Annotated in this window: 27 protein-coding genes; 14 read left to right on the plus strand and 13 right to left on the minus strand. The window is 68.8% G+C overall.

Going from position 1 to position 25,564, the window contains the following annotated elements; genetic code table 11:
* Positions 1-27: 27 nt before the first annotated feature.
* Entirely contained in the window at positions 28-1,080 is a 1,053-nt protein-coding gene (locus tag ACQFZP_RS07395; protein WP_179557941.1) for a glycosyltransferase family 2 protein, read from the plus strand.
* A gap of 73 nt (positions 1,081-1,153) precedes the next feature.
* On the opposite strand, the gene rfbA is transcribed toward ACQFZP_RS07395, so the two are convergent.
* Positions 1,154-2,014, minus strand: coding sequence for a glucose-1-phosphate thymidylyltransferase RfbA (gene rfbA, locus ACQFZP_RS07400; protein ID WP_104252242.1), 861 nt, complete (start codon positions 2,012-2,014; stop codon positions 1,154-1,156).
* Between the two features lie 2 nt (positions 2,015-2,016).
* Positions 2,017-2,631: a dTDP-4-dehydrorhamnose 3,5-epimerase family protein gene (locus tag ACQFZP_RS07405; protein WP_068479667.1), complete on the minus strand. Its 615-nt coding sequence runs from the start codon at positions 2,629-2,631 to the stop codon at positions 2,017-2,019.
* Between the two features lie 122 nt (positions 2,632-2,753).
* Here ACQFZP_RS07405 and ACQFZP_RS07410 point away from each other — a divergent pair, with 122 nt between their 5' ends.
* From ACQFZP_RS07410 to ACQFZP_RS07430, 5 genes are all read left to right on the plus strand, one after another.
* The gene (locus ACQFZP_RS07410) at positions 2,754-3,695 is read left to right on the plus strand and encodes a glycosyltransferase (RefSeq protein WP_211890854.1); all 942 of its coding nucleotides are present in this window, start codon (positions 2,754-2,756) and stop codon (positions 3,693-3,695) included.
* 123 nt (positions 3,696-3,818) lie between these two features.
* Entirely contained in the window at positions 3,819-4,802 is a 984-nt protein-coding gene (gene rfbB, locus ACQFZP_RS07415) for a dTDP-glucose 4,6-dehydratase (RefSeq protein ID WP_104252240.1), read from the plus strand.
* On the plus strand, positions 4,799-5,698 hold the full coding sequence (gene rfbD / locus ACQFZP_RS07420) for a dTDP-4-dehydrorhamnose reductase (protein ID WP_307852784.1): 900 nt from the start codon (positions 4,799-4,801) through the stop codon (positions 5,696-5,698). Before rfbB ends, rfbD begins: the two co-directional genes overlap by 4 nt.
* Positions 5,698-6,855, plus strand: coding sequence for a glycosyltransferase family 4 protein (locus ACQFZP_RS07425; RefSeq protein WP_179557938.1), 1,158 nt, complete (start codon positions 5,698-5,700; stop codon positions 6,853-6,855). The genes rfbD and ACQFZP_RS07425 overlap by 1 nt, the downstream gene beginning before the upstream one ends.
* A gap of 163 nt (positions 6,856-7,018) precedes the next feature.
* On the plus strand, positions 7,019-7,984 hold the full coding sequence (locus ACQFZP_RS07430) for an endonuclease domain-containing protein (RefSeq protein WP_211890856.1): 966 nt from the start codon (positions 7,019-7,021) through the stop codon (positions 7,982-7,984).
* 109 nt (positions 7,985-8,093) lie between these two features.
* On the opposite strand, the gene ACQFZP_RS07435 is transcribed toward ACQFZP_RS07430, so the two are convergent.
* The 3 genes from ACQFZP_RS07435 to ACQFZP_RS07445 all read right to left on the minus strand — a co-directional run bounded on the left by ACQFZP_RS07435 (position 8,094) and on the right by ACQFZP_RS07445 (position 11,368).
* The gene (locus ACQFZP_RS07435) at positions 8,094-9,479 is read right to left on the minus strand and encodes an LCP family protein (RefSeq protein ID WP_211890857.1); all 1,386 of its coding nucleotides are present in this window, start codon (positions 9,477-9,479) and stop codon (positions 8,094-8,096) included.
* A 58-nt stretch (positions 9,480-9,537) separates the two neighbouring features.
* Positions 9,538-10,080, minus strand: a complete 543-nt coding sequence (purE, locus tag ACQFZP_RS07440) for a 5-(carboxyamino)imidazole ribonucleotide mutase (protein ID WP_211890860.1) — start codon at positions 10,078-10,080, stop codon at positions 9,538-9,540.
* A gap of 85 nt (positions 10,081-10,165) precedes the next feature.
* Positions 10,166-11,368 (minus strand): 5-(carboxyamino)imidazole ribonucleotide synthase, encoded by a 1,203-nt coding sequence (locus ACQFZP_RS07445; protein WP_283245162.1) that lies wholly within the window; start codon positions 11,366-11,368, stop codon positions 10,166-10,168.
* A 163-nt stretch (positions 11,369-11,531) separates the two neighbouring features.
* Here ACQFZP_RS07445 and ACQFZP_RS07450 point away from each other — a divergent pair, with 163 nt between their 5' ends.
* Positions 11,532-12,161, plus strand: a complete 630-nt coding sequence (locus ACQFZP_RS07450; protein WP_211890863.1) for a GtrA family protein — start codon at positions 11,532-11,534, stop codon at positions 12,159-12,161.
* A gap of 35 nt (positions 12,162-12,196) precedes the next feature.
* Here ACQFZP_RS07450 and ACQFZP_RS07455 read toward each other — a convergent pair whose 3' ends face one another.
* The 3 genes from ACQFZP_RS07455 to ACQFZP_RS07465 are packed head-to-tail and all read right to left on the minus strand — an operon-like array spanning position 12,197 to position 14,228.
* Positions 12,197-12,916, minus strand: a complete 720-nt coding sequence (locus tag ACQFZP_RS07455) for a PH domain-containing protein (RefSeq protein WP_211890864.1) — start codon at positions 12,914-12,916, stop codon at positions 12,197-12,199.
* Positions 12,916-13,788 (minus strand): biotin--[acetyl-CoA-carboxylase] ligase, encoded by an 873-nt coding sequence (locus tag ACQFZP_RS07460; RefSeq protein ID WP_211890866.1) that lies wholly within the window; start codon positions 13,786-13,788, stop codon positions 12,916-12,918. Before ACQFZP_RS07460 ends, ACQFZP_RS07455 begins: the two co-directional genes overlap by 1 nt.
* Positions 13,785-14,228: a hypothetical protein gene (locus tag ACQFZP_RS07465; protein ID WP_211890867.1), complete on the minus strand. Its 444-nt coding sequence runs from the start codon at positions 14,226-14,228 to the stop codon at positions 13,785-13,787. The genes ACQFZP_RS07460 and ACQFZP_RS07465 overlap by 4 nt, the downstream gene beginning before the upstream one ends.
* Positions 14,229-14,338: 110 nt before the next feature.
* Between ACQFZP_RS07465 and ACQFZP_RS07470 the strand changes: the two genes are divergently transcribed.
* From ACQFZP_RS07470 to ACQFZP_RS07485, 4 genes are read left to right on the plus strand one after another with little or no spacing between them, the layout of a single operon-like run.
* A complete protein-coding gene (locus tag ACQFZP_RS07470) occupies positions 14,339-15,952 on the plus strand; it encodes an acyl-CoA carboxylase subunit beta (protein WP_104252231.1) in 1,614 nt (537 codons plus the stop codon).
* Positions 15,949-16,194, plus strand: coding sequence for an acyl-CoA carboxylase subunit epsilon (locus ACQFZP_RS07475; RefSeq protein ID WP_307852785.1), 246 nt, complete (start codon positions 15,949-15,951; stop codon positions 16,192-16,194). Before ACQFZP_RS07470 ends, ACQFZP_RS07475 begins: the two co-directional genes overlap by 4 nt.
* 10 nt (positions 16,195-16,204) lie before the next feature.
* The gene (locus ACQFZP_RS07480; RefSeq protein ID WP_211890869.1) at positions 16,205-16,951 is read left to right on the plus strand and encodes a hypothetical protein; all 747 of its coding nucleotides are present in this window, start codon (positions 16,205-16,207) and stop codon (positions 16,949-16,951) included.
* Between the two features lie 56 nt (positions 16,952-17,007).
* Positions 17,008-17,541: a septum formation family protein gene (locus ACQFZP_RS07485; protein WP_104312820.1), complete on the plus strand. Its 534-nt coding sequence runs from the start codon at positions 17,008-17,010 to the stop codon at positions 17,539-17,541.
* Positions 17,542-17,643: 102 nt separating this feature from the next.
* Here the strand turns inward: ACQFZP_RS07485 and ACQFZP_RS07490 are convergent, their stop codons facing one another.
* Positions 17,644-18,921, minus strand: coding sequence for a class I SAM-dependent RNA methyltransferase (locus ACQFZP_RS07490; protein WP_211890871.1), 1,278 nt, complete (start codon positions 18,919-18,921; stop codon positions 17,644-17,646).
* 47 nt (positions 18,922-18,968) lie between these two features.
* Positions 18,969-19,625 carry a putative glycolipid-binding domain-containing protein gene (locus ACQFZP_RS07495; RefSeq protein ID WP_211890873.1) on the minus strand — a complete coding sequence of 219 codons (657 nt, stop codon included), beginning with the start codon at positions 19,623-19,625 and terminating at the stop codon, positions 18,969-18,971.
* Between the two features lie 202 nt (positions 19,626-19,827).
* Between ACQFZP_RS07495 and ACQFZP_RS07500 the strand changes: the two genes are divergently transcribed.
* Positions 19,828-20,478, plus strand: a complete 651-nt coding sequence (locus tag ACQFZP_RS07500; RefSeq protein WP_211890875.1) for a Maf family protein — start codon at positions 19,828-19,830, stop codon at positions 20,476-20,478.
* Between the two features lie 165 nt (positions 20,479-20,643).
* Entirely contained in the window at positions 20,644-22,704 is a 2,061-nt protein-coding gene (locus tag ACQFZP_RS07505; protein WP_211890877.1) for a glucose PTS transporter subunit IIA, read from the plus strand.
* Between the two features lie 36 nt (positions 22,705-22,740).
* Here ACQFZP_RS07505 and ACQFZP_RS07510 read toward each other — a convergent pair whose 3' ends face one another.
* Positions 22,741-23,739, minus strand: coding sequence for a glycosyltransferase family protein (locus ACQFZP_RS07510; RefSeq protein WP_211890880.1), 999 nt, complete (start codon positions 23,737-23,739; stop codon positions 22,741-22,743).
* A 42-nt stretch (positions 23,740-23,781) separates the two neighbouring features.
* On the minus strand, positions 23,782-24,342 hold the full coding sequence (locus ACQFZP_RS07515) for a hypothetical protein (RefSeq protein ID WP_179557916.1): 561 nt from the start codon (positions 24,340-24,342) through the stop codon (positions 23,782-23,784).
* 108 nt (positions 24,343-24,450) lie between these two features.
* On the opposite strand from ACQFZP_RS07515, the gene ACQFZP_RS07520 reads away from it, so the two are divergent.
* Complete coding sequence (locus ACQFZP_RS07520) at positions 24,451-24,939, plus strand: MarR family winged helix-turn-helix transcriptional regulator (protein ID WP_211890882.1); 489 nt, start codon at positions 24,451-24,453, stop codon at positions 24,937-24,939.
* Positions 24,940-24,945: 6 nt separating this feature from the next.
* Here the strand turns inward: ACQFZP_RS07520 and ACQFZP_RS07525 are convergent, their stop codons facing one another.
* The gene (locus tag ACQFZP_RS07525) at positions 24,946-25,500 is read right to left on the minus strand and encodes a TetR/AcrR family transcriptional regulator (protein WP_211890884.1); all 555 of its coding nucleotides are present in this window, start codon (positions 25,498-25,500) and stop codon (positions 24,946-24,948) included.
* Between the last annotated feature and the right edge of the window lie 64 nt (positions 25,501-25,564).

Raw genomic sequence — 25,564 nt, forward strand, 5'->3', positions numbered from 1 at the left:
CACCGCGCACCAGACCCAGGAGGGCAGATGCCAGCTTCGCGACTCGTCGCCGAACGCCGACCAGAGGACGCACGCGAGCCGCGACTCGGAGACGCCGCCGTCACCGCGGTCGTCTGCACGCACAACGGCGAGAGATTCCTCGAGCAGCAGCTGCTGAGCATCCTGTCGCAGAGCCACCCCGTCGCCGAGATCATCGTCTCGGACGACGCGTCCAGCGACGGCACGGTGGAGCTCGCCCGCCGCGTGCTCGAAGCCTCCGACCGGGCGTTCCGCATCTACACGCGAGACGAGCCGCTGCGTGTCAGCGCGAACTTCAGCTTCGCCCTCGGCGAGGCCCGCACCGAGTACCTCGCGACGAGCGACCAGGACGACGTCTGGCACCCCAAGAAGGTCGAGCACCTCCTCGCAGCCCTCCTCGGTGACGACGAGGCACTCCTCGCCCACTCGGACGCGCTCCTCGTGGACGAAGACGGCGAGCCCATCGGCGGCACCCTCCTCGACTCGCTCGAGATCACGCAGACCGAGTGGCGCGACTACGAGAACGGGCGGCAGCTCGAAGCGCTCACCGCCCGCAACTTCGTGACCGGCGCGACCATGATGCTGCGCGCATCCCTCGTCTTCCGGGCAGGCAACGCGCCGGCCCCCTGGATCCACGACGAGTGGCTCGCGACGACAGCCGCCCTCGTCAACGGCCTCCGCGTCGTCCGCGAGCCCCTCATCGACTACCGGCAGCACACGGACAACCAGATCGGGCAGACCGCGCCGACGCTGCAGGTCAAGATCGCGCAGGCGACGAAGGACGGCTCGGCCGACCAGCTGCGCCGCTACCGCCGCGCCGTCGCCCTCCTCAAGCGCGTCACCGAACTCGGCGGCACGGCAGAGCAGGAAGCCCACGTGCGGCGCAAGGTCGCCCACGAACGGCAGAGGGTCCAGCTGCCGACCGCACGAATCCGGCGCGTGCCCCGCATCCTCAGGTGGACCCTGCGGGGCCGCTACCGCACCTACTCGCGCGGCAGCTACGACATCGCCCGCGACCTCTTCCAGTCACTGCGGGACCGCGACGCGCACACCGGGAGCTGAACCCCGGCTGCGACGCCGACGACGAAGGCCGTGACTCGGACGAGTCACGGCCTTCGCCATCATGAGGGACCCGCTACGCGAGCAGTCCCTGCATGTAGCGTCCGTATCCGCTCTTCTGCAGCGGCTTCGCGAGCTCAGCGAACTCGGCGTCGTCGATCCACCCGGCACGCCAGGCGATCTCCTCGATGCAGCCGATCTTGAAGCCCTGGCGGTCCTCGATGACGCGCACGTACTCGCTCGCCTGCATCATCGACTCGAACGTGCCCGTGTCCAGCCACGCCGTGCCACGGTCGAGGACCTGCACCTGCAGCTTGCCCGCATCCAGGTACGCCGAGTTGATGCTCGAGATCTCCAGCTCGCCACGCGCGGACGGCTCGACGTTCTTCGCGATCTCGACCACGTCGTTGTCGTAGAAGTAGAGGCCGGGCACCGCGTAGTTCGACTTCGGCACCTCCGGCTTCTCCTCGATCGACACGGCCTTGTTATCCTCGTCGAACTCCACGACGCCATACGCGACCGGGTTCGACACGTGGTAGGCGAAGATCAGGCCCCCGTCGAGCACGTTATTGCCGCGCAGCGACGAGCCGAGGCCCGAGCCGTGGAAGATGTTGTCGCCGAGCACCAGCGCGACCGAGTCGTCGCCGATGAACTCCTCGCCGATGATGAACGCCTGCGCGAGCCCATCCGGCGACGGCTGCACGGCGTACTCGATGCGCATCCCGAGCTGCGAGCCGTCACCCAGCAGGGCACGGAACTGCTCGTTGTACTCGGGCGTCGTGATGATCAGCACCTCGCGGATGTCCGCCATCATGAGCGTCGACAGCGGGTAGTAGATCATCGGCTTGTCATAGATGGGCATGAGCTGCTTCGAGATGCCCTTGGTGATCGGCCACAGACGCGTGCCCGACCCGCCAGCGAGAATGATTCCCTTCATGGCTACGCACCCGCCTTCGCGCTGAGCTCCGCGTAGTAGGCGCGAGCCTCTTCCCAGCTGGGGAGAAGACCGGACGCGGCCGCCTCGGCGAGCGAGGGAGCATCCGTGTCCTTCGGGGAGAGCAGCAGCTCGCCGGCCTCCTCGGGGAACCGCAGGTCGACGTCCTTGTCGAGCGGGTTGATGCCGTGCTCGCGCTCCGCGTGGTACGTGTCGGTGACGAGGTAGCTGACCGTCGCGTCGTCAGTCAACGCGACGAACGCGTGACCGAGGCCCTCGGAGAGGTAGATCGCCTTGCGGTCGACGTCATCGAGACGGACCGAGTCCCACTCGCCGAACTTCGGCGACCCCGTGCGGATGTCGATGACGAAGTCGAGCACGGCGCCGCGCGTGCACGTCACGTACTTGGACTGGCTCGGCGGGATGTCCGCGAAGTGGATGCCCCGGACCACGCCACGCGTCGACACCGAGGTGTTCGCCTGCTTGAGGTCGATCGAGTGCCCGACAGCTTCTGCGAGCTTGTCGAAGCGGTACCACTCCAAGAACACGCCGCGGTCGTCGCCGAACTGCTTCGGCGTGATCTCGTAGCTGTCTGGGATGCTGAGTTCGCGAATCTCCATGCCGAGGAGTCTAGTGCGGTGCGTGCAGCGATCGCGCTCCGACGCACTCGGCCATACTTGGGGGCTGGCGACCTGCCCGACCCACAGGGTTCGCCGCACGCAAGAGAGAAAGAGGACGACGGATGCACACCAACGCCGAGTCGCGCACGCCGCCGCGCGTGGCCGTCCTCCTCGCGACGCACATGGGCAGGACCTACCTCGACGAGCAGCTCGACTCGATCCTCGACCAGGCAGGGGCCGACCTCCACGTGTTCGTCTCCGACGACGGATCGACCGACGGCACCCTCGAGCTCCTCGCCGAGCGGGCCGCAGCCGACGCGCGCATCACGATCCTGCCGCCCGAGACCTTCGGCGCCCCCGCCCCCAACTTCTTCCACCTGCTCACGACGATCCCAGTCGAGGAGTACGACTACGTCGGCTTCGCAGACCAGGACGACGTGTGGATGCCGGGCAAGCTCGAGCGCCACATCCGCCTCCTCACCAAGGGCCACGCCGACGGCGTCTCCTCGAACGTGACCGCCTTCTCGGAAGACGGCACGCGCATCCTCATCAAGAAGGACTACCCCCAGCGCCTCGCCGACCACCTCTTCGAGACGCCGGGCCCCGGGTCGACGTTCCTGCTCACGAGGCGCTTCGCGCACCTCGTCGCCGAGCAGCTCGACAACCCCGACTCCCCCGCACGCGAGGCCTTCGCGCACGACTGGCTGATCTACGCCCTCGCGCGCGCCGCCGGTCTGCGCTGGATCATCGACGGCGAGTCGACCGTCGACTACCGGCAGCACGTCGCCAACGCGGTCGGCGCGAACACCGGCCTCGCCCAGGCCTGGAAGCGGCTCCGCCTCACCTCCAACCGCTGGCACCGCGGGCAGGTGCAGCTGACCGTCGAGGCGTGCATCCACATCGCCTCCCCGGAGGAGCTGCCGAGGCTGCAGTGGCTGCACGAGATCCTCGTGGAGTTCACGTACCGGGACGCGCTGCGGCTCGTGCGACGCTGGCGTCAGCTGCGCCGCAGACCGCGCGATCGCGCCGCCCTCGCCACGCTCATCACCGCACGACTGTGGTAGCACGTCGGAGGGCCGCGCTAGAGTAGCTCCGACCGCGCGCGGGCCACACCGCGCCGCTCGAACCGCACAACCATCGGCAAATTTCCATCGGCACAGCCCGGCCGACGATTGAACAGGACAGGTATGAAACTTCTCGTGACCGGCGGGGCCGGCTTCATCGGCTCGAACTTCGTGCGCCGCGCGCTCCAGGACCAGTACGAGGGTCTGGAAGGCGTCGAGGTCGTCGTCCTGGACAAGCTGACCTACTCGGGAAACCTCGAGAACCTCGCTCCCGTGTCCGACTCCGAGCGGTTCACGTTCGTCGAGGGTGACATCACCGACGACGTCGTGCTCGACGAGTGGATCCCGAAGGTCGACGCAGTCGTCCACTTCGCCGCTGAGTCGCACGTCGACCGCTCCGTCCGCGACGCGTCCGTGTTCATCGAGACGAACGTCGTCGGCACGCAGAAGCTGCTCGACGCGGCCCTGCGCCACGAGCTTCCCCGCTTCGTGCACGTCTCCACCGACGAGGTGTACGGCTCGATCGAAGAGGGAAGCTGGAGCGAGACGTTCCCGCTCGAGCCCAACTCGCCGTACTCGGCGTCGAAGGCATCCTCCGACCTCATCGCGCGCTCGTACCACCGCACGCACGGCCTGAACGTGTCGATCACGCGCTGCTCGAACAACTACGGCCCGTACCACTTCCCCGAGAAGGTCATCCCGCTGTTCGTCACGAACCTCATCGACGACAAGCACGTTCCCCTCTACGGCGAGGGCAACAACATCCGCGACTGGCTGCACGTGGACGACCACTGCCGCGGCATCGCGATGGTGCTCGTCGGCGGCAAGCCCGGCGAGATCTACAACATCGGCGGCGGCACGGAGCTCACGAACAAGGAGCTCACGCAGCTCCTCCTCGACGCGACCGGCAAGGACTGGTCGTACGTCGACCGCGTCCAGGACCGCCTCGGCCACGACCTGCGCTACTCGGTCGACATCTCGAAGATCCAGCGCGAGCTCGGCTACGAGCCCAAGGTTCCGTTCGAGCAGGGCCTGGCTGACGTGGTGCAGTGGTACCGCGACAACCGCACCTGGTGGGAGCCGCTGAAGGAGCGCGCTGCCCTGTGACCGATTCGACGTCTGTCCCCGCCGCGGCGGCCGCACCAGCGGCCGCCGCGCGGTTCCTGATCACGGGTGCATCCGGGATGCTCGGCCGTGACCTCCAGCGTGCCCTCGCGGGCCGGGACGTCACCGCCCTGGATCGCGCCGCGCTCGACATCACCGACCCCGCGGCGGTCTCGGCCGCCGTGGCGGGGATGGACGTCGTCATCAACGCCGCCGCCTACACCAACGTGGATGGCGCCGAGACCGACGAGGACACCGCCTACGCGGTGAACGCGACCGGTCCCGCCGTGCTCGCCGCCGCGTGCGCCGAGCACGGCGCGAAGCTCGTGCATGTGTCCACCGACTACGTGTTCCGCGGCGACGCGACGTCTCCGTACGAGGAAGACGCCGACCACGATCCGATCTCCGCCTACGGCCGCACGAAAGCGGCGGGCGAGACGGCCGTGCGCGACGCCCTGCCGGACGCCTCCTACATCGTGCGCACCGCCTGGCTCTACGGGGCCGACGGCCCGAACTTCGCGAAGACCATGGCGCGCCTCGCGGCCACCAAGCCCGAGGTCTCGGTCGTGTCCGACCAGCTCGGACAGCCCACCTCCTCGGCAGACCTCGCGGCCCAGATCGTCGCGCTCGTCGACGCCGACGCACCCGCAGGCACCTACCACGGCACCAACGCGGGCATCGCCTCCTGGTACGACTTCGCGCGAGAGATCTTCCGCCTCGCGGGCTTCGACCCCGCCAACGTGAAAGAGACGGACAGCACCGCGTTCGTGCGTCCAGCCCCACGACCCGCCTACTCCGTCCTCGGCCACGACGCCTGGGCGAGCGCGGGAGTTCCACCCATGCGGCCCTGGCTCGACGCACTCGAAGACGCCGCCGCCCAAGGAGTCCTCAGAACCTGATGGTTACCCTTCGTGTCCTGCTCGATCGCGCCGCCGACGAGCGCCCAGGCGGAACCCGGCGTTACAGCGAGGAGCTCGGACGCCAGCTCATCGTGCGCGCGCCACGCGGATGCGACGTCGAGGCGATCATCCCCAAGCGGTCGCGCGAAGAGGTCGCGCTGCTCGAGGAGCGCGTGCCCGGGCTGACGAACGTCGTGCAGGCTCCACTTCGTCCGGAGCGCCTCGAATCGTCCTGGTCTCGAGGGCTGCTCACGAACTCCGTCGGCGGCGGGTTCATCCACAGCTTCACTCCCCTCGCCCCCATGCGCGACATCTCACTCAGCCAGGGCATCGACCAGACGGTCGTCACCTGGCATGACATGACGGCGTTCACCCACCCCGAGCTCATCAGCTCGCACACCGTCAAGCACCACAAGGCGCTGCTGCGCCGCGCGTTCCGCTACGCGAGCGGCATCGTCGTGCCGACCAACGCCGTCGCCGACCAGGTCATCGAGCACTACGACTTCGGCGACCGCGTACGGGTCATGAGCCCCGCCGCGGCAGCCAGCATCCGCCTCCCCGAGTCCGAAGAGGCCGGCGATGCGATCGCCGAGACGCTCGGACTCCCAGACGACTACATCGTCACGCTCGCCTCGCTGCACAAGCGCCACGGCCTCGCGCAGCTCCTCAAGGCACTCGGCGAGCGCAGCCTCGACGGCGTCAAGCTCGTCGTCGTCGGCCCGACCGAGCGCGGCGACGTCACCCTCGACGCGCTCGTCAGCGAGTCCGGGGTCGCCAGCGAGCGCGTCGTCGCCGTCGGAGCCATCACCGACGAGCAGCTCGCCGTCGCGCTCCAGCGCGCCAGCGCGCTTGTCGTGCCCAGCCTCAGCGCCGGATTCGGCCTGCCCATCATCGAGGCCTTCAAGTTCGGCACCCCCGTCATCACCTCCGACGACCCCGCCCTCGTCGAGGTGGGGCTCGACGCGACCCTCGTCGTGGAACGCGGCGACGGCATCGCCGACAGCGGCTACCCGGAACGACTTGCCGGCGCCATCGCCGGGGTCCTCGGCGACAGCGACCTCGAACGTCGACTGCGCCTCGCCGGCAAAGACCGCGGCGGCATGTTCTCGTGGGAGATCTCGGCCGACCAGGTCTGGAACTTCCACGCCGACCTGTAGCCGCGTCTCGGGCTGGGAACCTCACTTCGTGGCGGGAAAGTTCCCCCAACGAAGTGAGATTGCCATCCCGAACCCGGTGACGGGATGTGGAATCCGCGGCTGAGGTCGATTCGCGCTGTGGATAACTTCGCCCTGATGGGCGAGCGCTCCCTACCCTGTCCGCATGACGACAGAAGCACCGCTCCCGCCCTCCCGTCCGGGCTCCGCCTTCACCACGGGTGAAGGGCTCCGTGCCGGCCTGAGTGCACGTGAAGTCTTCGGATCGAGCTACGCGCGCCCGTACCATGGCATCCGCACCAATGAAGAACCGGTCACCCCCGAAGAGATGGCGACGGCCTATCTCCCGCGGATGCGCGACTGGCAGGCCTTCGGGGACACGACCGCTGCGATCTTCTGGGGGCTGCCGGTGCCGAACCGCCTCCTCACGAGCATGACGGTGCACATCGTGGTGCCAACCGGGAGGAATGCTCCGAAGGGGAACAGACTCGCAGCCCGGCGCATCTCTCCGGACAAGTGGGAGCGCGTCGAGCACCGGGGCACGCCACTGGCAAGTCCGGCGCTGACTTGGGCGCTTCTCGCGCGCATCCTTTCGATACGGGAACTCGTCACCGTCGGGGACGCTCTTGTCTCCACATCGCGAAACTACCGTTCGCTCCGCCGACCGGACGACCCGAGCATTCCCGACAACGAATACGCGAGCGTCCCTCCCCTCGCCACACTCGAACAGCTCAGCGAGATGAGCAGTGGCTGGGGGCGAACCATCGGTGCGTCCCGAATCCGCCTGTCTCTGCCGCTGATCCGCGAGGGTGTCGAGTCACCGAGAGAGACAGCGACGCGCCTAGCGCTCCTCGCCGCGGGATTCCCCGAGCCGACGGTCGCTCACGAGGTCTTCCTGGCAGGCCGATTCCTGGGTCGGGTCGACCTCGCCTACCCGGAGCTCAGGATCGCCATCGAGTACGACGGCAAGCACCATTGGACCGAGGAACAGGCGCTCAAGGACATCGCACGAATCAACCGAATCCAGCAGGCTGGTTGGCTCGTGATCCGAGTGACCCGAAAACAGCTCGCGAACCCCGCCGAGTTTTTTGCGCAGGTCCGCGCGGCGTTGAAGCGCGCCCAGGCGAGATAGCCCCGACTCGGGATGGAGAAATCACCTCGTGCTGGGGAACTTTCCGCAAAGAAGCGAGTTTCCCATCCCGAAGCCGAGCGGAGGCGCGGCGCGACGGCGCTGGCGCGCGCTACTCGGCGGGCGCGGTCTCCTCGGGGGCCGGCGCCTCTGGCGGGTCGGAGGCGATCGCGTCCTGCACGGCGACGTGGATGGCGGGGATGTCGGGGTTGCCCTGGTCGAAGTTCGGCGGCACGATGTCGAGGCGAACGCTGTTGCCGCTGCGGGACTTCAGGAGGAGGTCGCCGACGTAGCCGATCATGCCCTCGGGGATGTCGGTCTGCACCACCTTCTCGAGCGCATCCGTGACCGGGCCGATCTTGCCGAGCAGGTTGCTGGGGGTCATGGTCGCCACCATCGCCTCCTGCAGCTGTCGCTGGCGTTCCATGCGTGCGAAGTCGGTGGTCTCGTAGCGGGAGCGGGCGTACCAGAGTGCGGTCGAGCCGTCCATGTGCTGCTGTCCCACCTCGATGAACTCCGTCGCGGGCGCCCATCCGGGCGAGCCGTCGTCGTTGATGCCGATGCCGACGCGTTCGGTGACGTTGATGTCGACGCCGCCGAGGGCGTCGATGAGCTCGGTGAAGCCCGCCATGTCGACGAGCACGTAGTACTGGATGCTCAGCCCGGTGATGCCCTCGACGGCGTCGCGCATCGCCTCGATGCCGGGCTCGGAGCCCTTCTCGCCGGCGTCGGCGTAGCTGCCGTTCTCGGAGATCGTGGCCTCGGTGTAGACGGAGTTGAGGTAGCAGACGTCGACGGCGCAGCCCTCGTAGAGGTTCGGGTAGAGGTCCTGCATCGGCCCCTCGGAGAACGGGAAGCTCTCCATCGCTCGCGGCAGTCCGATGGTCGTGAGCTTGCCGGTGAACGCGTTGAAGCTCATCACGCTGATGGAGTCGGGGCGGAGCCCTTCGCGGTCGTCGCCGCGGTCACCACCGAGCATCATGATGTTGAGCTGACCGTCTGCTGGCAGCTGGATGCCGTTGGAAGCGCCGCCGAAGAGCCCCTCGATGGCGGACCTGCCCTGGTTGGCGACCTGCGAGGTCACCGCAGCGAAGACGAGCGGCACCGTGACGAGCACGACGCCGACGATGGCGATGAGGGGGCGCGCGACCTGTTCGAGCTTGATGATGCGCACGAGCCGCAGCGCGTCCAGCCCGCTCACCACCCACATGGCGATGTAGAAGAGCAGCACGAGGTGCGCGACCGTGATGCCGAGTGTTGTCGAGAAGACGAAGAGCAGGGGCCCGCGGAGCACGAAGGCGAGGATGACGACCACGAGGATCGCGGCGATGCCGCCGAGCCAGATGGACAGCATGAAGCGCCCGAACTTGCGGTTCCCGGCGAGCACCTGCGCGGTTCCCGGCAGGAAGAAGTTCGCGACGAGCAGCCACCAGGCGCGCCTGGTCATGAGCTGCGGCGAGCTGGCGTCCGGGTACCGGAGCGGGAGGGTGAGTGTCATGGGGTCCTGCGGTCGAGGAGCATGGATGCGGCGACGGGTCTGGCCGGCGACGGCTTGGCTAGAGCGACTGCTTGAGGGCGTCGTTCTTGGCTTCGACGGCGTCGCGCAGTCCGTCACTGTAGTCGGCGAGTCTGGCCGCGAGCGCTTGATCGCCTGTGGCGAGGATGCGTGCGGCGAGGATTCCCGCGTTCTTGGCTCCGCCGATGGAGACCGTCGCGACGGGGATGCCGGCGGGCATCTGCACGATCGAGAGCAGCGAGTCCATGCCGTCGAGGTACTTGAGCGGCACGGGGACGCCGACGACGGGCAGCGTTGTGAGGGAGGCGACCATGCCGGGGAGGTGCGCTGCGCCGCCGGCTCCGGCGATGATGACGCGGATGCCTCGGTCGCGCGCTTCGCGGCTGTAGCTGACGAGCTTCTCCGGGGTGCGGTGCGCGGAGACCACTTCGACCTCGGCGGGGACGCCGAATTCGGCAAGCACGTCGCGGGCCTCGTGCATGACGCGCCAGTCGCTGTCGCTGCCCATGATGATGCCGACGAGGGGCGCCTGCTGCGAGGCTTCGTCGGTGGGCGCGGTTGATGCGGTGGGGTTCTCGCTCATGCGTGCAAGCGTAGACGCGGGTTCGCCGGGCGCCGCTGAGGCGTGCCGGTGGGGCCTTTCCTCCGGGCGCGCCAGGTCACACGCGTCAGATGGTGCTGTCGTCGTCGAAGGCGGCCGCCGCTGCGCGAGCACGGTAGGCGACGTCGTCGAGTTCCTGACCGGCGACGGTCACATGTCCGACTTTCCGCCCGGGACGCGCGGACTTGCCGTAGCTGTGGATCTTCGCGTCGGGATGCGCGTGCATGGCCCGCTCGTAGCGGTCGCCGTAGCTGCCTTCTTGCGGGCCGCCGAGCACGTTGACCATGACGGCGTGCGGCGCCGTCATGCCGGTGTCGCCGAGCGGGAGGTCGAGGACTGCGCGGAGGTGCTGTTCGAACTGGCTCGTCGTGGATCCGTCGATCGTCCAGTGGCCTGAGTTGTGGGGGCGCATGGCGAGCTCGTTGACGAGGATGCGCTGGTCGGTGGTTTCGAAGAGCTCGACCGCGAGCACTCCGGTGACGTCGAGGCCGAGGGCGACGGACTGGGCGATGGTCGCGGCGACGTAGCCGAGGCGGTCGTCTGCTCCTTCTGCGCCGGGCGCGGGGGCGAGGACTTCCGCGCACACGCCGTTTCGCTGCACGGTCTCGACGATGGGCCAGAGTGCGATCTCGCCGGAGGGACGGCGGGCGACGAGCTGCGCGAGCTCACGCCGGAAGTCGACTCGCTCTTCGACGAGGAGCGGCTCGCCTGCTTCGAACCAGTCGGCGCCTTCCGCGCCGGACTGCACGATGCGCACGCCCTTGCCGTCGTACCCGCCGCGTGGGGTCTTGAGGACTGCGACGCCGCCGTTGGCATCGATGAAGGTCTGCAGTTCGGCTTCGTCCTGCACTTCGGCCCACTCGGGGATGGGGATGCCGAGTTCCGCGAGCCGTCGGCGCATGAGCAGCTTGTCCTGCGCGTACTGGAGGGCGTGGGGTCCCGGCCGCACGGCGACACCGGCGTCGACCAGCCCGCGGAGGACGTCCTGCGGGACGTGCTCGTGGTCGAAGGTGACCACATCCACGCCTCGGGCGAACGCGAGCACCTCTTCGAGCACGTGCATGTCACCGACCTCGGTGACCGCCCGATCTGCGCTCTCACCGCGGCTGGCGGCGAAGACCCGCAGGTCGATATCCAGCTCGATAGCGGGCGGGAGCATCATTCGCGCGAGCTGCCCTGCTCCGATGACGCCGACGACCTGACCCATGGTTCGCTCCGTTCGAGAGTGTGCCGGCAGTCTGCTGCCGTGGAGGAGTCTGTGCGCCCGCATCGAATTCGACGTGAGGGGACTTCTCCCCGCCTTCGGTGCTGTGGCAATCTCGTGCCTGTGCTCTGACGTGTCTATACTCCGACGAGGGTCACAACTCCCCGACAGTTTATCCTGCTTGCGGCGGCATCATCCCCGCAAGTGCCCCACGATGGAGGTCGAGCGCTTGACCAATCGCTCCCACAAGCACGCAGAGCCGCATCACTCTGAGCCTGAGGATTTCGTCGGCTTCGTCGCTGCTGAGACGGCGGAGTTCGATCTTCCCGCCCAGCGCACCTCGAGGTCGCTCTGGGGCCGCGTCGCCAACGTGTTCCGACGCATTGCCGCGTCCAAGGGCATGATGGCGCAGCTCATCAACTTCGGTCTGGTCGGCGGGGTCGGCTTCATCGTCGACACGGGCCTCTTCAACGTCCTCATGCTGACCGTGCTCAATCCGAGTGAGGTCGCGCACGGTGCGCTCTGGGCGAAGGTCATCTCGACGTGCGCCGCGATCGTGACGAACTGGATCGGCAACCGCATCTGGACGTTCCGCCAGCACAAGCGCCAGGACAATTTCCGCGAGGCGATCGAGTTCTTCGGCGTCAGCCTCGTGGGGCTCGGCATCGGTCTGCTGCCGATCTGGTTCACGAACGCCGTGCTCGACAACCACTCGCTGGTGGCGTACAACATCGCGAACCTCGTGGGCATCGGCCTGGGTGCGATCTTCCGCTTCATCCTCTACCGCTTCTGGGTGTTCTCCCCGAAGCGCGTCGCCGAGATGCAGGAGAAGAACGACTCGGACGTCGCGACCAGCTGACGCCGGCCCGCGCCCCGCGCCCGACCTCTTCGGCCCTACGGCCCGCTGAGTTCCCGGATGCACGCGGCGACCGAGTTCGCGCTCGGGACGTCGACGAGTCGCAGCCGCTGCCCTGACACCGAGGTGATGACGATCGTTCCCGAGCGGAACATCGCCTGCCACAGGTTGCGCCGGACGGTGACGTCGACGATCGCGTTCATGGGGATCTCGCGGTTCTCGCTCGTCAGCGTGCCGTGGGAGAGCACGACCCGGTGCGTGGTGATCCGGTTCCGCGCCTGGAGCCACATGACGATGGGCACGATCCCGAGCAGGACGATCGCGGCGAGCGAGACGAGCAGCCAGGCGTGGCGGGCCCCGATGGTGGCCTCCTGCAGGGCACCCAGGTTGTAGCCGGCGGCGCCGAAGCCGGCGATGAGGATCAGCGAGGGCAGCAGGAGGCGGCGCCCGTGTCTGCGGACTCGCATGACCGTCCGCTCGGGCAGGCGCATCCCGAGCGGCTCGTAGTGCCGCTGCGGGCCGCTGTCCGGGTGTGCGGCGTATCCGCCGTACTGCTGGTTGCCGTGCTGCTGGCTGGGGTCGCCGTGCTGCGGGTACTGCGTGTACGCGTGGGGAGCCGCCGGCTGGGCGTACTGGTTCGGGTACTGCGCGGGCGCGGGCTGCGCCGGGTACTGCTGGTAGCCCGGCTGCGCGCTGGCGGGGGCACCGAAGATCTGGTCCCAGGACTGCTCGCTCGGGTGCGGTGGGCGGCCGCGCATCAGGCCCCGTTCTCGGGGCGCACCCGTTCGACGTCGCCCGCAGCGACGGCTCTCGTCTCACCGTTGTCACCGCGGATCACGAGGTGCCCGTCTGGTGTGAGCTCGGTGGCGAACCCGTGCAGCACCTCGCCCGAGGGGAGGGTTGCGGCGACTCGCGCCCGGAGGGTGGAGCAGACGTCGCTCAGCTCGCCGTGCGCGCCGCTCGCGACGGCGTCTCCCTGTGCCGCGCGAAGCGCGTCGAGGCGCGCGACGAACTCGGCGAGGTAGGCGGGAAGCAGTTCCGCCGGATGCGCGGAGAGCATGCCGCTGAGGGCGAGCGAGGTCGCGTGCGGGGTGGGGAGCTCGTCGGACTGCAGCGTGATGTTGACGCCGGTGCCGACGACGCAGGAGAGCTCGCCGTCACGAGTGCCGAGGACTCGGCCGAGAATGCCAGCGACCTTGTTGCCGTCGATCTGCACGTCGTTCGGCCATTTGATCTCGACGCGGGCCGCCTGCTCGTCGGGGCGGAAGCCCGGTGCGGGCGGTGAGAGCTCGAGGATCGCGCTGCGGAGGGCGAGGCCCGCGATGAGTGGCAGCCAGCCCAGGATGCGGGGAGCGGTCTCGTCGTCGGTGAGGCGCACGAGCGTCGATGCGGCGAGGCACTTGCCTCGGGGGGACACCCATTCGCGCCCGTGGCGTCCGACGCCAGCGGTCTGCGCGTAGGTGACCAGCGTGCTGAGGGCCGGGTTCTGGCTGGCCTCTCCTCCGGTGCGCTCCCAGATGTCGGCGAGCACGTCGTTGGTCGAGGTCGCCTCCGGCACGGAGATGAGGCGGAGCTCGGTGCCGGCCGCGCGCCCCCCGAGGAGGAGCTGGGTGATGGCGGGGGCGTTCACTGGGCGCCCGCGATCGCCGAGCCGATGAAGGAGAGGTAGACGAACGTCATCACGACGGAGGCGAGGACGGCGACGAACAGCGTGACGAGCGCGGTGATGGCGAGCGCCTTCGAGCGTCGCTTCTGCCAGAGGGCGACGATCGAGAGGACGAACGCGACCGCCGCGATGGAGAGCGCGAGCGCGATGTTGAGCACGGGAACGGGGATGAACGCGAGGACCAGCGACAGGACGGCGACGCCGAGCGCCCACATCCCCCAGATGCTGCGGCGCGACTCGGGAACATCGGCCGGCCGGTCTCCGCGCGCGTTCGCGTCGTACGGGGTGACGGGGGCGCTCGGCGGCAGCATGCACTGCTGCGCCTGCGCATCCGGTGCGAGCGGTACTACCTCGGCGCCCGGTCGAGGCGCGGCCTCGTTCGGTGCACCAGTGCCCTGAGTCATGCCGTCAACCTCTCAAATGTCGTGCGTCGCGCGTGTCTCGTGCACGCCGCCGGGCACTCAGGCTAACCCGTACGGGCGCATGTGAGCCGTTGCCCGGTAAAGTAGCGCGGGTGAACTCCGCACCACTTGACTCCGCAGCGTCCGGCCCGACTCCCACGAGCACGGCCGACAAGATCGCCGACCTCAGGGCCCGCCACGCGGAAGCGGTGACGCAGGCGGAGGAGGTCTCCGCGTCGAAGCAGCACGCGAAGGGCAAGAAGACCGCCCGCGAGCGCATCCTCGAGCTCCTCGACCCGGGTTCGTTCGTCGAGCTGGACGAGTACGTTCGGCACCGGACGACGGCGTTCGGCATGGATGCGCGCCGCCCGTACGGCGACGCGGTCATCACCGGCACCGGCACGATCCACGGTCGCGGAGTCGCGGTGTACTCGCAGGACTTCACGACGTTCGGCGGCTCGCTCGGCGAGGTCGCCGGCGAGAAGATCATCAAGATCATGGACCACGCCATGAAGGTGGGGGTGCCGATCATCGGCATGCTCGACTCGGGCGGGGCGCGCATCCAGGAAGGCGTCGTCGCGCTCGGCAAGTACGGCGAGATCTTCCGCCGGAACACGCAGGCCTCCGGCGTCATCCCGCAGATCTCCATCGTCATGGGTCCCGCTGCGGGTGGGGCCGTGTACTCCCCCGCGCTCACGGACTTCGTCATCATGGTCGACAAGACGAGCCACATGTTCGTGACGGGGCCCGACGTCATCAAGACGGTGACGGGCGAGGAGGTCGGCTTCGAGGAGCTGGGCGGCGCGCTCGCGCACAACCGCACCTCGGGCGTCTCCCACTACCTGGCAGCGGACGAGGACGACGCGCTCGACTACGCGCGCCAGCTCCTCTCGTTCCTCCCTGACAACAACCAGGCGGAGCTGCCGAGCTACGACATCGAGACGGAGCTCGAGGTCACAGACCTCGACAAGAAGCTCAACACCGTCATCCCCGACTCCCCGAACCAGCCGTACGACGTGAAGCAGGTCATCGAGCTCATCGTCGACGACGGCGACTTCCTCGAGGTGCAGCCGCTGTTCGCGCCGAACATCATCATCGGGTTCGCGCGCGTCGACGGCACCTCTGTCGGCATCGTCGCGAACCAGCCGAACGCCATGGCGGGCACCCTCAACATCGAGGCCGGCGAGAAGGCCTCCAGGTTCGTCCGCTTCTGCGACGCGTTCTCCATCCCGATCCTCACGCTCGTGGACGTGCCCGGCTACCTGCCAGGCACCGACCAGGAGTGGTCGGGCGTCATCCGCCGCGGCGCGAAGCTGCTCTACGCGTATGCGGAGGCGACTGTGCCGCTCGTCACCGTCATCCTGCGCAAGGCCTACGGCGGCGCGTACATCGTCATGGGGTCGAAGCAGCTCGGCGCCGACCTGAACTTCGCGTGGCCGACGGCCGAGATCGCCGTCATGGGTGGACAGGGGGCCGTGAACATCCTCTACCGCGGCGAGATCAAGCGCGCCGAGGAGGCCGGGGAGGACGTGGCCGCCGTGCGCACGCGCCTCGCGAACGAGTACACGTACAACGTGGCGTCTCCCTTCCTCGCCGCGGAGCGCGGTGAGCTCGACTCGGTCATCGAACCCGCGTCGACCCGCGTCATCGTCGCGAAGGCGTTGCGCACGCTGCGCACGAAGCGCGCTTCGCTGCCACCCAAGAAGCACGGGAACATCCCGCTGTGAGCCAGGAGCAGATTCCCTCGCACGTCGGCCTCGAGCACATCGTGCGCACGGTCAGCGGCAATCCGAGCGAGGACGAGCTCGCCGCGGCGACGCTTGTGCTCGCGTCGATGATCGAGTCCGCGCAGGACGTCGACCGACCGCGTGACATCGTCAGGCGGCGCACGACGTGGGAGCTCTCCCAGCGCGGGATGCGGGGCGGCGGCTCCGCGAGCGACCCGTTCGGCGGCTCCTACCGGAGCTGATCCCACCCGCATGCGAACCGAGCGATCGTCTGGCGGGTTCCTGTTCGCCGTCGTCGCCTTGCTTGCCGTGGTGCTGGTGTTCGCGACTCCTGCCGGTGTGCCCTCGGACGACGAGGGTGGCGCGAGTGCGGCAGAGCAGTGGAGCGCTGAGGGCGTCCGCGAGTGGTTCGAGGTCAACGTCTTCGGCACGCAGTCCCGCTTCGAACCGGTCGTCGTCGCGCCGGAGGATGCGCAGAGCTCCTCGCTGAGCTACCCGCCGCTCGTCACGGCCCCGCTCGGTCCGTGGCCGGAGGGGGACGCAGGCATCGACGCGTTCATTGCGGCATCCGGTGTTCCTGCGACCTGGGCTGCGGATGGCCAGACGGCCTGCCCTGAGGGCGCGCAGGCCTGCACGAAGCAGTCCTGGTGCGAGGGCAACGGCTGCCCGGTCGAGCCTCCGACGGCCAGCATCCATCTGCGTGCGGATGATGCGACGCTGTTCCCGACGATCACGGAGGTGGGCGCGTCGGTCCTGATCCATGAGCTGGGCCACGCGCAGCAGGCGTACGTCTTCCCGAACCCGGACGAGATGATCCGCGTGCTGGAAGAGGAAGGATATGGGCAGTTCTCCGGCTGGGACGGCAGCACCGTCCCCGCGGTCGAGGGGCACGCCGAGTGCTACACGCAGGCGCTCATCGCGAGCTCAGCGTATTTCGCGGACTGCCCGGTCGATCGGAAGGAGCGCGCCGTTGCGCTGCTTCTCGAGAAGCGGTCCTGAAGCGCCCATTTTGTCGCTACAGTGAGCGAAAACCACCGAGCCTCCAGGGGGAGAACATGGCGAAGAGCACCGTCACATCAGCACTCGCGATCGGAGCACTCGCGCTCCTCGGGTTCGGCCTCACCGGCTGCTCAGCGGCGCAGGAGATCGCGGACTCGGTCGAGAGCGAGGTCTCCGGTGGTGAGAGCGAGGTCCGCGACGACGAGACGCAGGAGGTCACCGAGTCGGGTGACCTCGACGTCTTCAAGCTCGCGATGGGCGACTGCTTCAACGACGCCGGCAGCACCATGGTCAGCGAGATCCCTGTCGTGCCGTGCTCGGAGCCGCACGACTTCGAGGTGTACTTCGAGGTCGAGATGCCCGCGGGCGAGTACCCGGGAGACGAAGCCATCAGCGCGCAGGCGGAAGCCGACTGCACGGCGCAGTTCGCGACCTTCGTGGGGCTTCCCTACGAGGAGAGCGCGCTGAACTTCAGCTACCTCACTCCCACCCAGCAGAGCTGGGATGACGCCGATGACCGCCTCATCCAGTGCATCGTCACCGACGAGGCCGCGCAGACGACGGGCAGCCTCGCCGGCGCAGCTCGCTAGGACGCTCTGGTCTCGTCGTTCGACGGAGACCGTGCGACGAACGCCGGGCGCCTCGCGGATGCGAGTGCCCGGCGTTCTTCGCGTGCGGCGACGTCGTTCGGGTCAGGCTCGCGCGAAGCGCGCGATCGTCTCGAAGTGGTGGGTGTTCGGGAAGAGGTCGTAGGCGCGCATCCACTCGAGCGCGTAGCCGTGCGCGAGCAGGAGGCCCGTGTCGCGTGCGAGGGCGACTGGATCGCAGGCGACGTAGATGAGCTGGGCTGGCGCGAAGCCGGCGATGCGGTCGACGACGTCTTTGCCTGCACCCGAGCGGGGGGGGTCGAGGATGACCGTGCCGCGGCTGATGCCTTCCCGGTCGAGGTGCGTGGCGTCACGTTCGAGGTGCACGAGGTACTGGTCGACGCGTGCGGTCACGGCGCTCGCGCCGCGCCATTCGGCGAGGTTCGCCGCGGCGTGGCGGGTGGCCGCTGCGTTCGACTCAACGGTCTCGATGAACGCGCCTGGCCCGGCTTCCTGCGCGAAGGCCGCGGCGAGGAGGCCGACGCCGCCGTAGAGGTCGAGGTTCACGGCCTCGGCGTCGACGAGTGCCGGGTCGAGCGCGTCGGCGACGGCGTTGGAGAGGGTCTCGGCGGCGAGTCGGTGCACCTGCCAGAACCCGTCTTCGTCGACCCGGTACTCGCGCCCGTTGACGACCTCGGTGACGACGCCCGGCTTGCGCCCGTGGGCGCCGTCGAGGATGGTCCGCATGCGCGTGTCGAGCTCAGCCGGCGCGACGAGTTCGATGCGCCCGGTTCCAGCGAGGCGCTCGCCGAGGGGAGCCAGCTCCTCGATGTCGCCGTGAGCGAGCGGCAGCGTCTCGGTCTCGATGACGCGGTGCGAACGCGCGGCGTATGGGCCGACGCGGCCGTCCTTGTCGACGTGCAGGGTCACGCGGGTGCGCCACCGGGTGCCACCGTTCTCGTCGTCGCCGAGCAGCGGTTCGACGACGCCCTGCCATTCGTGGCCGGCGAAGCGCGCCATGGATTCGCTGAGCACCTGCGCTTTGAGCTCCCGCTGCCGGGCGAGGCGGATGTGTCCGAGCTCGGCACCGCCAGCCCGGTCCTCCGGAGCTCGCTCGATACTCGCTTCCTGCCAGACGTGCGCCTGGCGGTCGGCGGACTCGCGCAGCACGTCGGTGGCGACGGCCCGAGCGAACGACTTCCGCACCTCGGTGATTCGCGCCAGCACTCGCTCCCCTGGCACGGCGTCGGCGACGAACACGACGCGGCCCTCGTGGCGAGCCACGAAGATGCCACCGTGCGCGATGTCGCCGACTTCGAGTTCGACCTCGTCGCCTGGGGTGATCTCCGCCGAAAGGTGCTGGGTCGTGCCGTCCTGGGTCATGCGCTCGAGCCTAGCCGGGTGCGTGCATCCCGCCCTCCGCGTGAGGGTCAGAGGCGGGCGAAGAGACCGGGGTAGGTGAGGACGAAGCCCTGCTCGTCGGTCGTGATCTCACGCTCGAAGGAGCCATCGACTGCTTGGAAGAGGTAGCGGGTGCGACTGAGGCGGCGGTACCGCTGGCGGTCGAGGAAGACGGCGAACGTCTCTGTGTCGATGTAGGCGACCTCGATCTCGCGCTGCTCACCGACCTCGAGGCCGAGCCTGCGCATCGGAAGCGTGTTGGTGAGCGGCGTCGCACGGATGTCCACATCCAGTGCCCCGCTCAACTCCGGGGCTGGACGATCGCCGACGCGCCAGTCGCCGCGGCCATTGGACGTGATGGTGAGGCTCTCCCCTGAGCGGGGACGGCGGAGGGAGACGAGCCTGGTGCGCAGCACGGGGTCCGTCTCGAGCAGGTATTCGAGCTCCGGATCCTGCGCCGGGACGGGTGCGCCGACGACGGGCGCTGAGATTCGGGAGTTCGCAGTGAGGGCTCCGACGGCGTTCTCGACGACGCTCGCCGACTCGACATGGCCGGTCGCCTCGGCCACCCAGGCGAGCGTGGCGGGGGCAGACACGGCCTCGACGCCTGGCGCATCCCACACCACCGATGAGCGGGAGAACCTGGTCTGCCTCGGCGCACGATACCGCGATTCGAGACGGGTCACCCGACGCCCCTCCCCTTGGAATCTGGGCGCTGGGCCGAACTGCGGAGCCTGATGAGCATGCGAGAGATCGTATGCAAGCGGCCTTGGCGCACTCTGGCAGGAGCTGGCGCGTTGGCTGACCGCGCCCTGACCGGCATCCCAGGGAGCTGCCTCGCGTGCCCTCCAACGCCGCGTCCTCCCACAGCCCCGGTACCCTCGCCTCATGCGCTTGTACCTCGCCTCGACGTCGCCCGCCCGTCTCATGCTGCTCCGCCAGGCGGGCATCGAGCCAGTCGTCATCCCGTCGAGTGTGGACGAGGACGCCGTGATCGAGGCCCGCCTCGCTGAGGGTCCTCTCGAGCCGAGCGACTACGTGCAGCTGCTCGCCCGAGCCAAGGCGCTCGCGGTCGCGGATGCGCCAGACCCGTCGACGGGAGCACCGCTCGACGGGCTGGTGCTCGGCGGCGACTCGATGTTCGAGATCGGTGGCCGGATGCTCGGCAAGCCCTACGAGCCGCAGGTGGCCCGCGAGCGCTGGCTCGCGCAGCGTGGCCAGACGGGCACGCTGTGGTCAGGGCACTGGCTCGTCGACCGCCGTGGTGGCTCGAGCGCTTCCGGGGACGGGGTCGGGAGCACCGCGAGCGCGAGCGTGACGTTCGCTGGCGACCTCGACGACGCCGAGATCGACGCCTACGTCGCCTCGGGCGAGCCGTTGCACGTGGCCGGCGCCTTCACGATCGACTCGCTCGGGGCGCCGTTCATCGACCGCATCGAGGGCGATCCGTCCACGGTTGTCGGGCTCTCGCTGCCCGCGCTCCGACGGCTCGTGCGCGGGTTCGGCGTCGAGTGGCCGGAGCTCTGGAACCGGGCCTGACCCTCCGCGACCCACGGGCTCGCGGCATCCCCCGAACAAGCGATCTCGCGTATTCGGACACAAAATGAGCACAGACGCTCCTCGCGTCTAGCGAATGTCGGAGGCCGGGCGTAACGTCGCGGTCGAGTCGTCAACGGTGACGCCTCACAGGGGAGGGGTCCTGCCATGTCCGCACACTCATCAGGAGCTTCTGGGCCAGCCCAGGAGATCGTCGACCAGCTCGGTGGGGCCGGGAACATCGACAATCTCACGCACTGCGCCACCCGGCTGCGATTCCAGCTTCGCGACGCATCCGGCATCGACCAGGCGGCCGTCGAAGCCATCCCCGGCGTCATGGGAGTCGTACCCCAGTCGGGTGACCGCTACCAGGTTGTCATCGGTGGCGGCGTGCAGAACGTCTACAACGACATCCAGGCGCTTCCCTCCATGTCGGGAGGCGGGGCGCCCGCTGATCCGGAGGACGCGGCGTCCATCAAGGCGGCCGCGAGGGCGAAGGGGCCTCGCGGCAAGTTCGCCTGGCTCGACAGTGTCTTCGAGTTCCTGTCCGACTCGTTCCGGCCCATCCTCGGGGCGCTGCTCGGCGCATCCCTGTTCATCACGTTCATGGCGCTCATGAGCACCCTCGGCGTCATCCCCAACTGGGCCGACCCGCGCACCGACCTGCCACCGTCGTGGCGCTTCCTGAACCTGTGCTGGCAGGCGGTGTTCGTCTTCCTCCCCCTCTACATCGCCTACAACGCGTCGAAGCGAGTCGGGGCCGACCCGTGGATCGGCTTCGCCATCATGGGCGTCGTCATGCTGCCCGGCTTCACAGGACTCAGCGACGGCATCGACCCGATCGAGGTCTTCGGCTCCGAGGTGTCGGTCGTGCCGATCTTCGGACTGCCGCTGACCGTCTTCGACTACAGCTCGCAGGTGTTCCCGCCGCTGCTCATGGCCGCGCTGCTCGGGCCCCTGTACAAGGGCTTGAAGAAGCTCATCCCCGAAGACCTCCACCTCATCTTCGTGCCGTTCCTGAGCATGCTGATCATGATCCCGCTCACTGCATTCCTGATCGGGCCCATCGGCGTCTACACGGGTGCCGGCCTCGCGAACCTGCTGCGGGCGATCAACGACTTCTCGCCGCTCATCTTCGCCATCGTCATCCCGCTCGCCTACCCGTTCATGGTGCCGCTCGGCCTGCACTGGCCCATCAACGCGATCATGCTCCTCAACATCCAGACACTCGGCTACGACTACATCCAAGGCCCGATGGGTGCTTGGAACTTCGCCTGCTTCGGCGCCACCGCGGGTGTGCTGTACCTGTCGATCCGCGAGAAGGATGCGCAGATGCGGCAGACCTCCACGGGCGCCCTCGCAGCTGGCCTCCTCGGCGGCATCTCGGAGCCGTCGCTGTACGGCATCCATCTGCGGTTCAAGCGCATCTACGGGCGGATGCTCGTCGGCTGCCTCGTGGGCGGCGTCATCATCGGCATCGGCGGCGGCGTCAAGACGAGCGCCTTCGTCTTCACCTCGCTCCTCACGATCCCGGCCTTCGACAACATCCCGCTGTACGCCACCGCGGTCGGCGCGGCGTTCTTCGTGGCGATGTTCCTGGTCATCTTCTCCGGGTACCGCAGCCCCGAGCAGCAGGCGGCCTTCGAGGCGGCCCGCGTGCCTGTGGCCGATCTCGAGACCGCGAAGAAGGGCGAGAGCACGGACGATGTCATCGCGGCGGCCGGCGCCCGCGAGGCAGAGACGCAGCCGCACACCGTCGAAGTCCTCTCCCCGCTCGACGGCGAGATCGTGGCGCTCGCCGAGGTCCCGGACGCCGTCTTCAGCCAGGGCATCATGGGCCCCGGCGCCGCCATCAAGCCGCGCGGGAACGTCGTCTACGCGCCCGGAACCGGAACGGTCGCCGTCGCGCAGGCAACCGGGCACGCGTTCGGCCTGCAGCTCGACAACGGGCTGGAGGTGCTCATCCACGTCGGCATCGACACGGTCGAACTCGACGGGAAGGGGTTCGACGTCAAGGTCAAGGCTGGTGACACGGTGACGCCGGAAACCGTGCTCGTCGAGTTCGACCGCGACGTCGTGGAGGCAGCCGGCTTCTCACTCATCACGCCGGTCATCGTGCTGAACGCGGCCGCGTTCGCGTCGGTCGAGGCGGTCGGCCTCGGGGACGGGAAGGTCGGCACCCCGATCCTCGAGGCGGTGACGAAGGTGACCGCCTCCAGCGACGTGTAGCTGGCGCCGCTCGTCTCGACCAGGGGACGGCGCGCGTCAGCCCCGCGCGGCGCGGATCTCCCTCGCTGAGACGAGCAGCGTCAGGGCGCGTGCGTCGAACGAGTGGAACTCGGCGACCTTGCGCGCAGTCGCCAGTCGCTCCTCCGGAGTCGGCCATCCGGCCGCCCCTTCCGCGAGAAGACCACGCAGCTCATCGACGGAGGAGTAGGTGCGCACGGAGCCACCGAACTCGACGGGGAACCCACCGGTGATCTGGTCGGAGACTACGGCGGCACCGGCGGCGACGGCGTCGAACAGTCGGTTGGAGACGAAACCGTGCTGCGCCATGTCGTCCCAGTGGTCGTTGAGCACGATGCGTGCACCCCGGTAGGCGCCGGGAGCGGCGGCGTTGTCGAGGTACTCGGACGTGATGTGGCGTGCGTCGATGAACTGGTCCCAGAGGTCGCCGTACACCTCGAGGTCGGCGCCAGCGGCGATGGAGTCGCGCACGATGGGCCGGAAGACGTTGCGCGAGCGCCCGACGAACAGCACTCCGGACTCGAGGTCGTCCGGCTGAGGCTCAGGCGTGAACCGGTCGGCGTTCGTGGCCTGCAGCAAGGGGCGGATCTCGCGGTCCGGGCGCGACATGACGGCAGCCCATGGCACGCTCGCGGCGAGACGCAGGTCGAAGGGCAGGTCGAGCTCTTCCTCGCTCACCCAATCCGGGTGGCTGATGATCCAGAGGATGTTGACGGCTCCGTCGACGAGCTCGGGGCGGTGGAACCCACGCAGGTGCACGGCAACATCATCCTGCACGCTCGAGTCGGGCCGGTTGCGCGTCTCCCAGCGGTCGACGTACACGGTCTGCCCGAGGCGGCGCAGGGCGGCCGCGAGGTCGTCCGCGTAGAACACGTCCCCCCAGACGTCACCCTCAGGGGAATCTGGAGCCGGCACCTTGATGGCCCACGTCAGCGAGGGCTCGTCCGCGGGCGCTCCGACGACACGCTTGGCGCGGGACAGCAGGGTTCGAAGGAGGTTCTCGGCTCGGGGGGACACCGGGTCAGCTTAACCGTCAGACGGCGTCGACCCCATCTCGGGTCATCGCGGCGCGACGACGGCTGCGCCTCGGATGAGTTCCTCCAGGGTGCGGACGCAGACAGCCGGAACCGGGAGTCCCGACTGTTCAGCGGCGACGCGGATGCGCTCCTCGATGTCAGCGTTCTCGGCGAGGTGGTCGGCGGCGACTGACTCGGCCGCGGCCTCGCGGACGAGGATGAGCTGCGCGTCGGCCGGCCAGCGGTGCGCTCGTTCGGCGACGCGCGCTGCGCCGTGGGAGCCAGCCCCCTGGAGCTTGCCGAGGAGACGCTCCGCGACCTGCTCGGCGGTCCCCTCGCCGAGCTCACCGAGCAGCACGCCGAAGTGCGTGACCTCGCCGAGGTTCAACTCGATGCTCTCGCGCAGCTCCGCGAGCGCCTGGGGGGTTGTCGCGGTGAGTTCGACGGGCATGATCGCGTCGGCATAGTCGTCGACGAGCAGCGCGAATGGCGCGACGTCGCGCCCCACGATGGCAACGGTGCTGCCGCCGCGCAGGAGGGCGTCGGCGAGGCGCCGGTCGGCCCCGTTCTCGCCGCCGGCAATGCACCAGGTCTCGTTGGTCATGATCGACTCCGTTCTCCGCGGCGCGCTCGCTCGGGCGCCTGCACCCCGAACTATACTTAGGTGCATCCTCACTATTAGAGTGAAGCTTGGCAATCTCAGGAGGTTCCCATGCAAGCAGACGCTTCACGCGACGAGCTGCTCACACAGCTGAACGACGTCCGTACCGAACTCACCCGCGGGCTTTCCGCCAGACACATGGCCCCATTCCTCGAGCTCGACATCACCGCACAGCAGCTGAAGACCGTCTTCCTCGTCACGACCGGCACCGTCACGACGATCTCGCAGGCCGCCGAGCACCTCGGGGTCGCCGTCCCCACCGCCTCCGCGAGCATCGACAAGCTCGTCGAGCTCGGCCTCCTGACCCGCACCGAAGGCAAGCCCGACCGGCGCATCCGACACCTCACCCCCACTCGCAAGGCCATTCGGCTGCACGAGCGCTTCCTCGGACTCCGGACCGACACCGACGAGTTCGCCGCTCACTTGAGCGACGAGGAGCTGCGGGGCCTCGTGCTCGGATTCGAGGGCATCCGCCGCGTGCTCCGCCAGCTGTCAGACGGAGCAGACGCGACGGACGGCGCCGGCGCGGTCGACGCCTGACCTCACTCAGGGCGCGAGCGACCGCCAGAACAGCTCGAGGGATCGGCGAGCCAGAGCCTCACGCTCCCCGCGCGGCGTGCGAGGCAGCACCCCGGCGAGCATCGAGAGCAGCAGGAGCACGTCCTCCGCGCTGATGTCGCTCCCGACCCGGCCGGCCGAGCGCTCCCGCGGGAGGGCGATGTCGAGCACCGCGAGCATGCGGTCGCGCACCGTCGAGCCGTGCGCGTCGCCGGCGTCCGTCAGGGTGAGCTGGATGAGCCCGACCGATACGAGCATCTGCTGGACGATGAGGTCGAGGAGGTCCGCGAGGCCAGCGCTCGGCGACTGCATGAGCTCCTCCAGCTCGACGATGGCGTCGCCGAACACCGCGAGCGCCAGTGCGCCCCGCGTGGGGAAGTGCCGGTAGAGGCTGCCCTGGCCGACGCCGGCCAGCCTGGCGACGGCGCTGAGCGGCGCATCCACTCCCCCCTCGGCGAAGACGACTCGCGCGGCCTCAATGAGGGCGCGGCGGTTCTCGGGCCCCGCGCTTGGTCCTCGATTGGCTTTCACTGGAGTCGACATCGGGCTAGCATAATCCGGACAGTGTTGTCCGGTTCGTTCGAGCCGGCGCTGTCACCGCCTGACT

The sequence above is a fragment of the Pseudoclavibacter sp. Marseille-Q434 genome (assembly GCF_050315415.1).
Taxonomy (GTDB): domain Bacteria; phylum Actinomycetota; class Actinomycetes; order Actinomycetales; family Microbacteriaceae; genus Pseudoclavibacter.

Excerpts from the sequence above, each read along its gene's own strand:
- ACQFZP_RS07395 (WP_179557941.1), top strand. The coding sequence starts at position 28 with ATGCCAGCTTCGCGACTCGTCGCCGAACGCCGACCAGAGGACGCACGC.
- rfbA (WP_104252242.1), bottom strand. The coding sequence starts at position 2,014 with ATGAAGGGAATCATTCTCGCTGGCGGGTCGGGCACGCGTCTGTGGCCG.
- ACQFZP_RS07405 (WP_068479667.1), bottom strand. The coding sequence starts at position 2,631 with ATGGAGATTCGCGAACTCAGCATCCCAGACAGCTACGAGATCACGCCG.
- ACQFZP_RS07410 (WP_211890854.1), top strand. The coding sequence starts at position 2,754 with ATGCACACCAACGCCGAGTCGCGCACGCCGCCGCGCGTGGCCGTCCTC.
- rfbB (WP_104252240.1), top strand. The coding sequence starts at position 3,819 with ATGAAACTTCTCGTGACCGGCGGGGCCGGCTTCATCGGCTCGAACTTC.
- ACQFZP_RS07425 (WP_179557938.1), top strand. The coding sequence starts at position 5,698 with ATGGTTACCCTTCGTGTCCTGCTCGATCGCGCCGCCGACGAGCGCCCA.
- ACQFZP_RS07430 (WP_211890856.1), top strand. The coding sequence starts at position 7,019 with ATGACGACAGAAGCACCGCTCCCGCCCTCCCGTCCGGGCTCCGCCTTC.
- ACQFZP_RS07435 (WP_211890857.1), bottom strand. The coding sequence starts at position 9,479 with ATGACACTCACCCTCCCGCTCCGGTACCCGGACGCCAGCTCGCCGCAG.
- purE (WP_211890860.1), bottom strand. The coding sequence starts at position 10,080 with ATGAGCGAGAACCCCACCGCATCAACCGCGCCCACCGACGAAGCCTCG.
- ACQFZP_RS07445 (WP_283245162.1), bottom strand. The coding sequence starts at position 11,368 with ATGCGGGCGCACAGACTCCTCCACGGCAGCAGACTGCCGGCACACTCT.
- ACQFZP_RS07455 (WP_211890864.1), bottom strand. The coding sequence starts at position 12,916 with ATGCGCGGCCGCCCACCGCACCCGAGCGAGCAGTCCTGGGACCAGATC.
- ACQFZP_RS07465 (WP_211890867.1), bottom strand. The coding sequence starts at position 14,228 with ATGACTCAGGGCACTGGTGCACCGAACGAGGCCGCGCCTCGACCGGGC.
- ACQFZP_RS07480 (WP_211890869.1), top strand. The coding sequence starts at position 16,205 with ATGCGAACCGAGCGATCGTCTGGCGGGTTCCTGTTCGCCGTCGTCGCC.
- ACQFZP_RS07485 (WP_104312820.1), top strand. The coding sequence starts at position 17,008 with ATGGCGAAGAGCACCGTCACATCAGCACTCGCGATCGGAGCACTCGCG.
- ACQFZP_RS07490 (WP_211890871.1), bottom strand. The coding sequence starts at position 18,921 with ATGACCCAGGACGGCACGACCCAGCACCTTTCGGCGGAGATCACCCCA.
- ACQFZP_RS07500 (WP_211890875.1), top strand. The coding sequence starts at position 19,828 with ATGCGCTTGTACCTCGCCTCGACGTCGCCCGCCCGTCTCATGCTGCTC.
- ACQFZP_RS07505 (WP_211890877.1), top strand. The coding sequence starts at position 20,644 with ATGTCCGCACACTCATCAGGAGCTTCTGGGCCAGCCCAGGAGATCGTC.
- ACQFZP_RS07515 (WP_179557916.1), bottom strand. The coding sequence starts at position 24,342 with ATGACCAACGAGACCTGGTGCATTGCCGGCGGCGAGAACGGGGCCGAC.
- ACQFZP_RS07520 (WP_211890882.1), top strand. The coding sequence starts at position 24,451 with ATGCAAGCAGACGCTTCACGCGACGAGCTGCTCACACAGCTGAACGAC.
- ACQFZP_RS07525 (WP_211890884.1), bottom strand. The coding sequence starts at position 25,500 with ATGTCGACTCCAGTGAAAGCCAATCGAGGACCAAGCGCGGGGCCCGAG.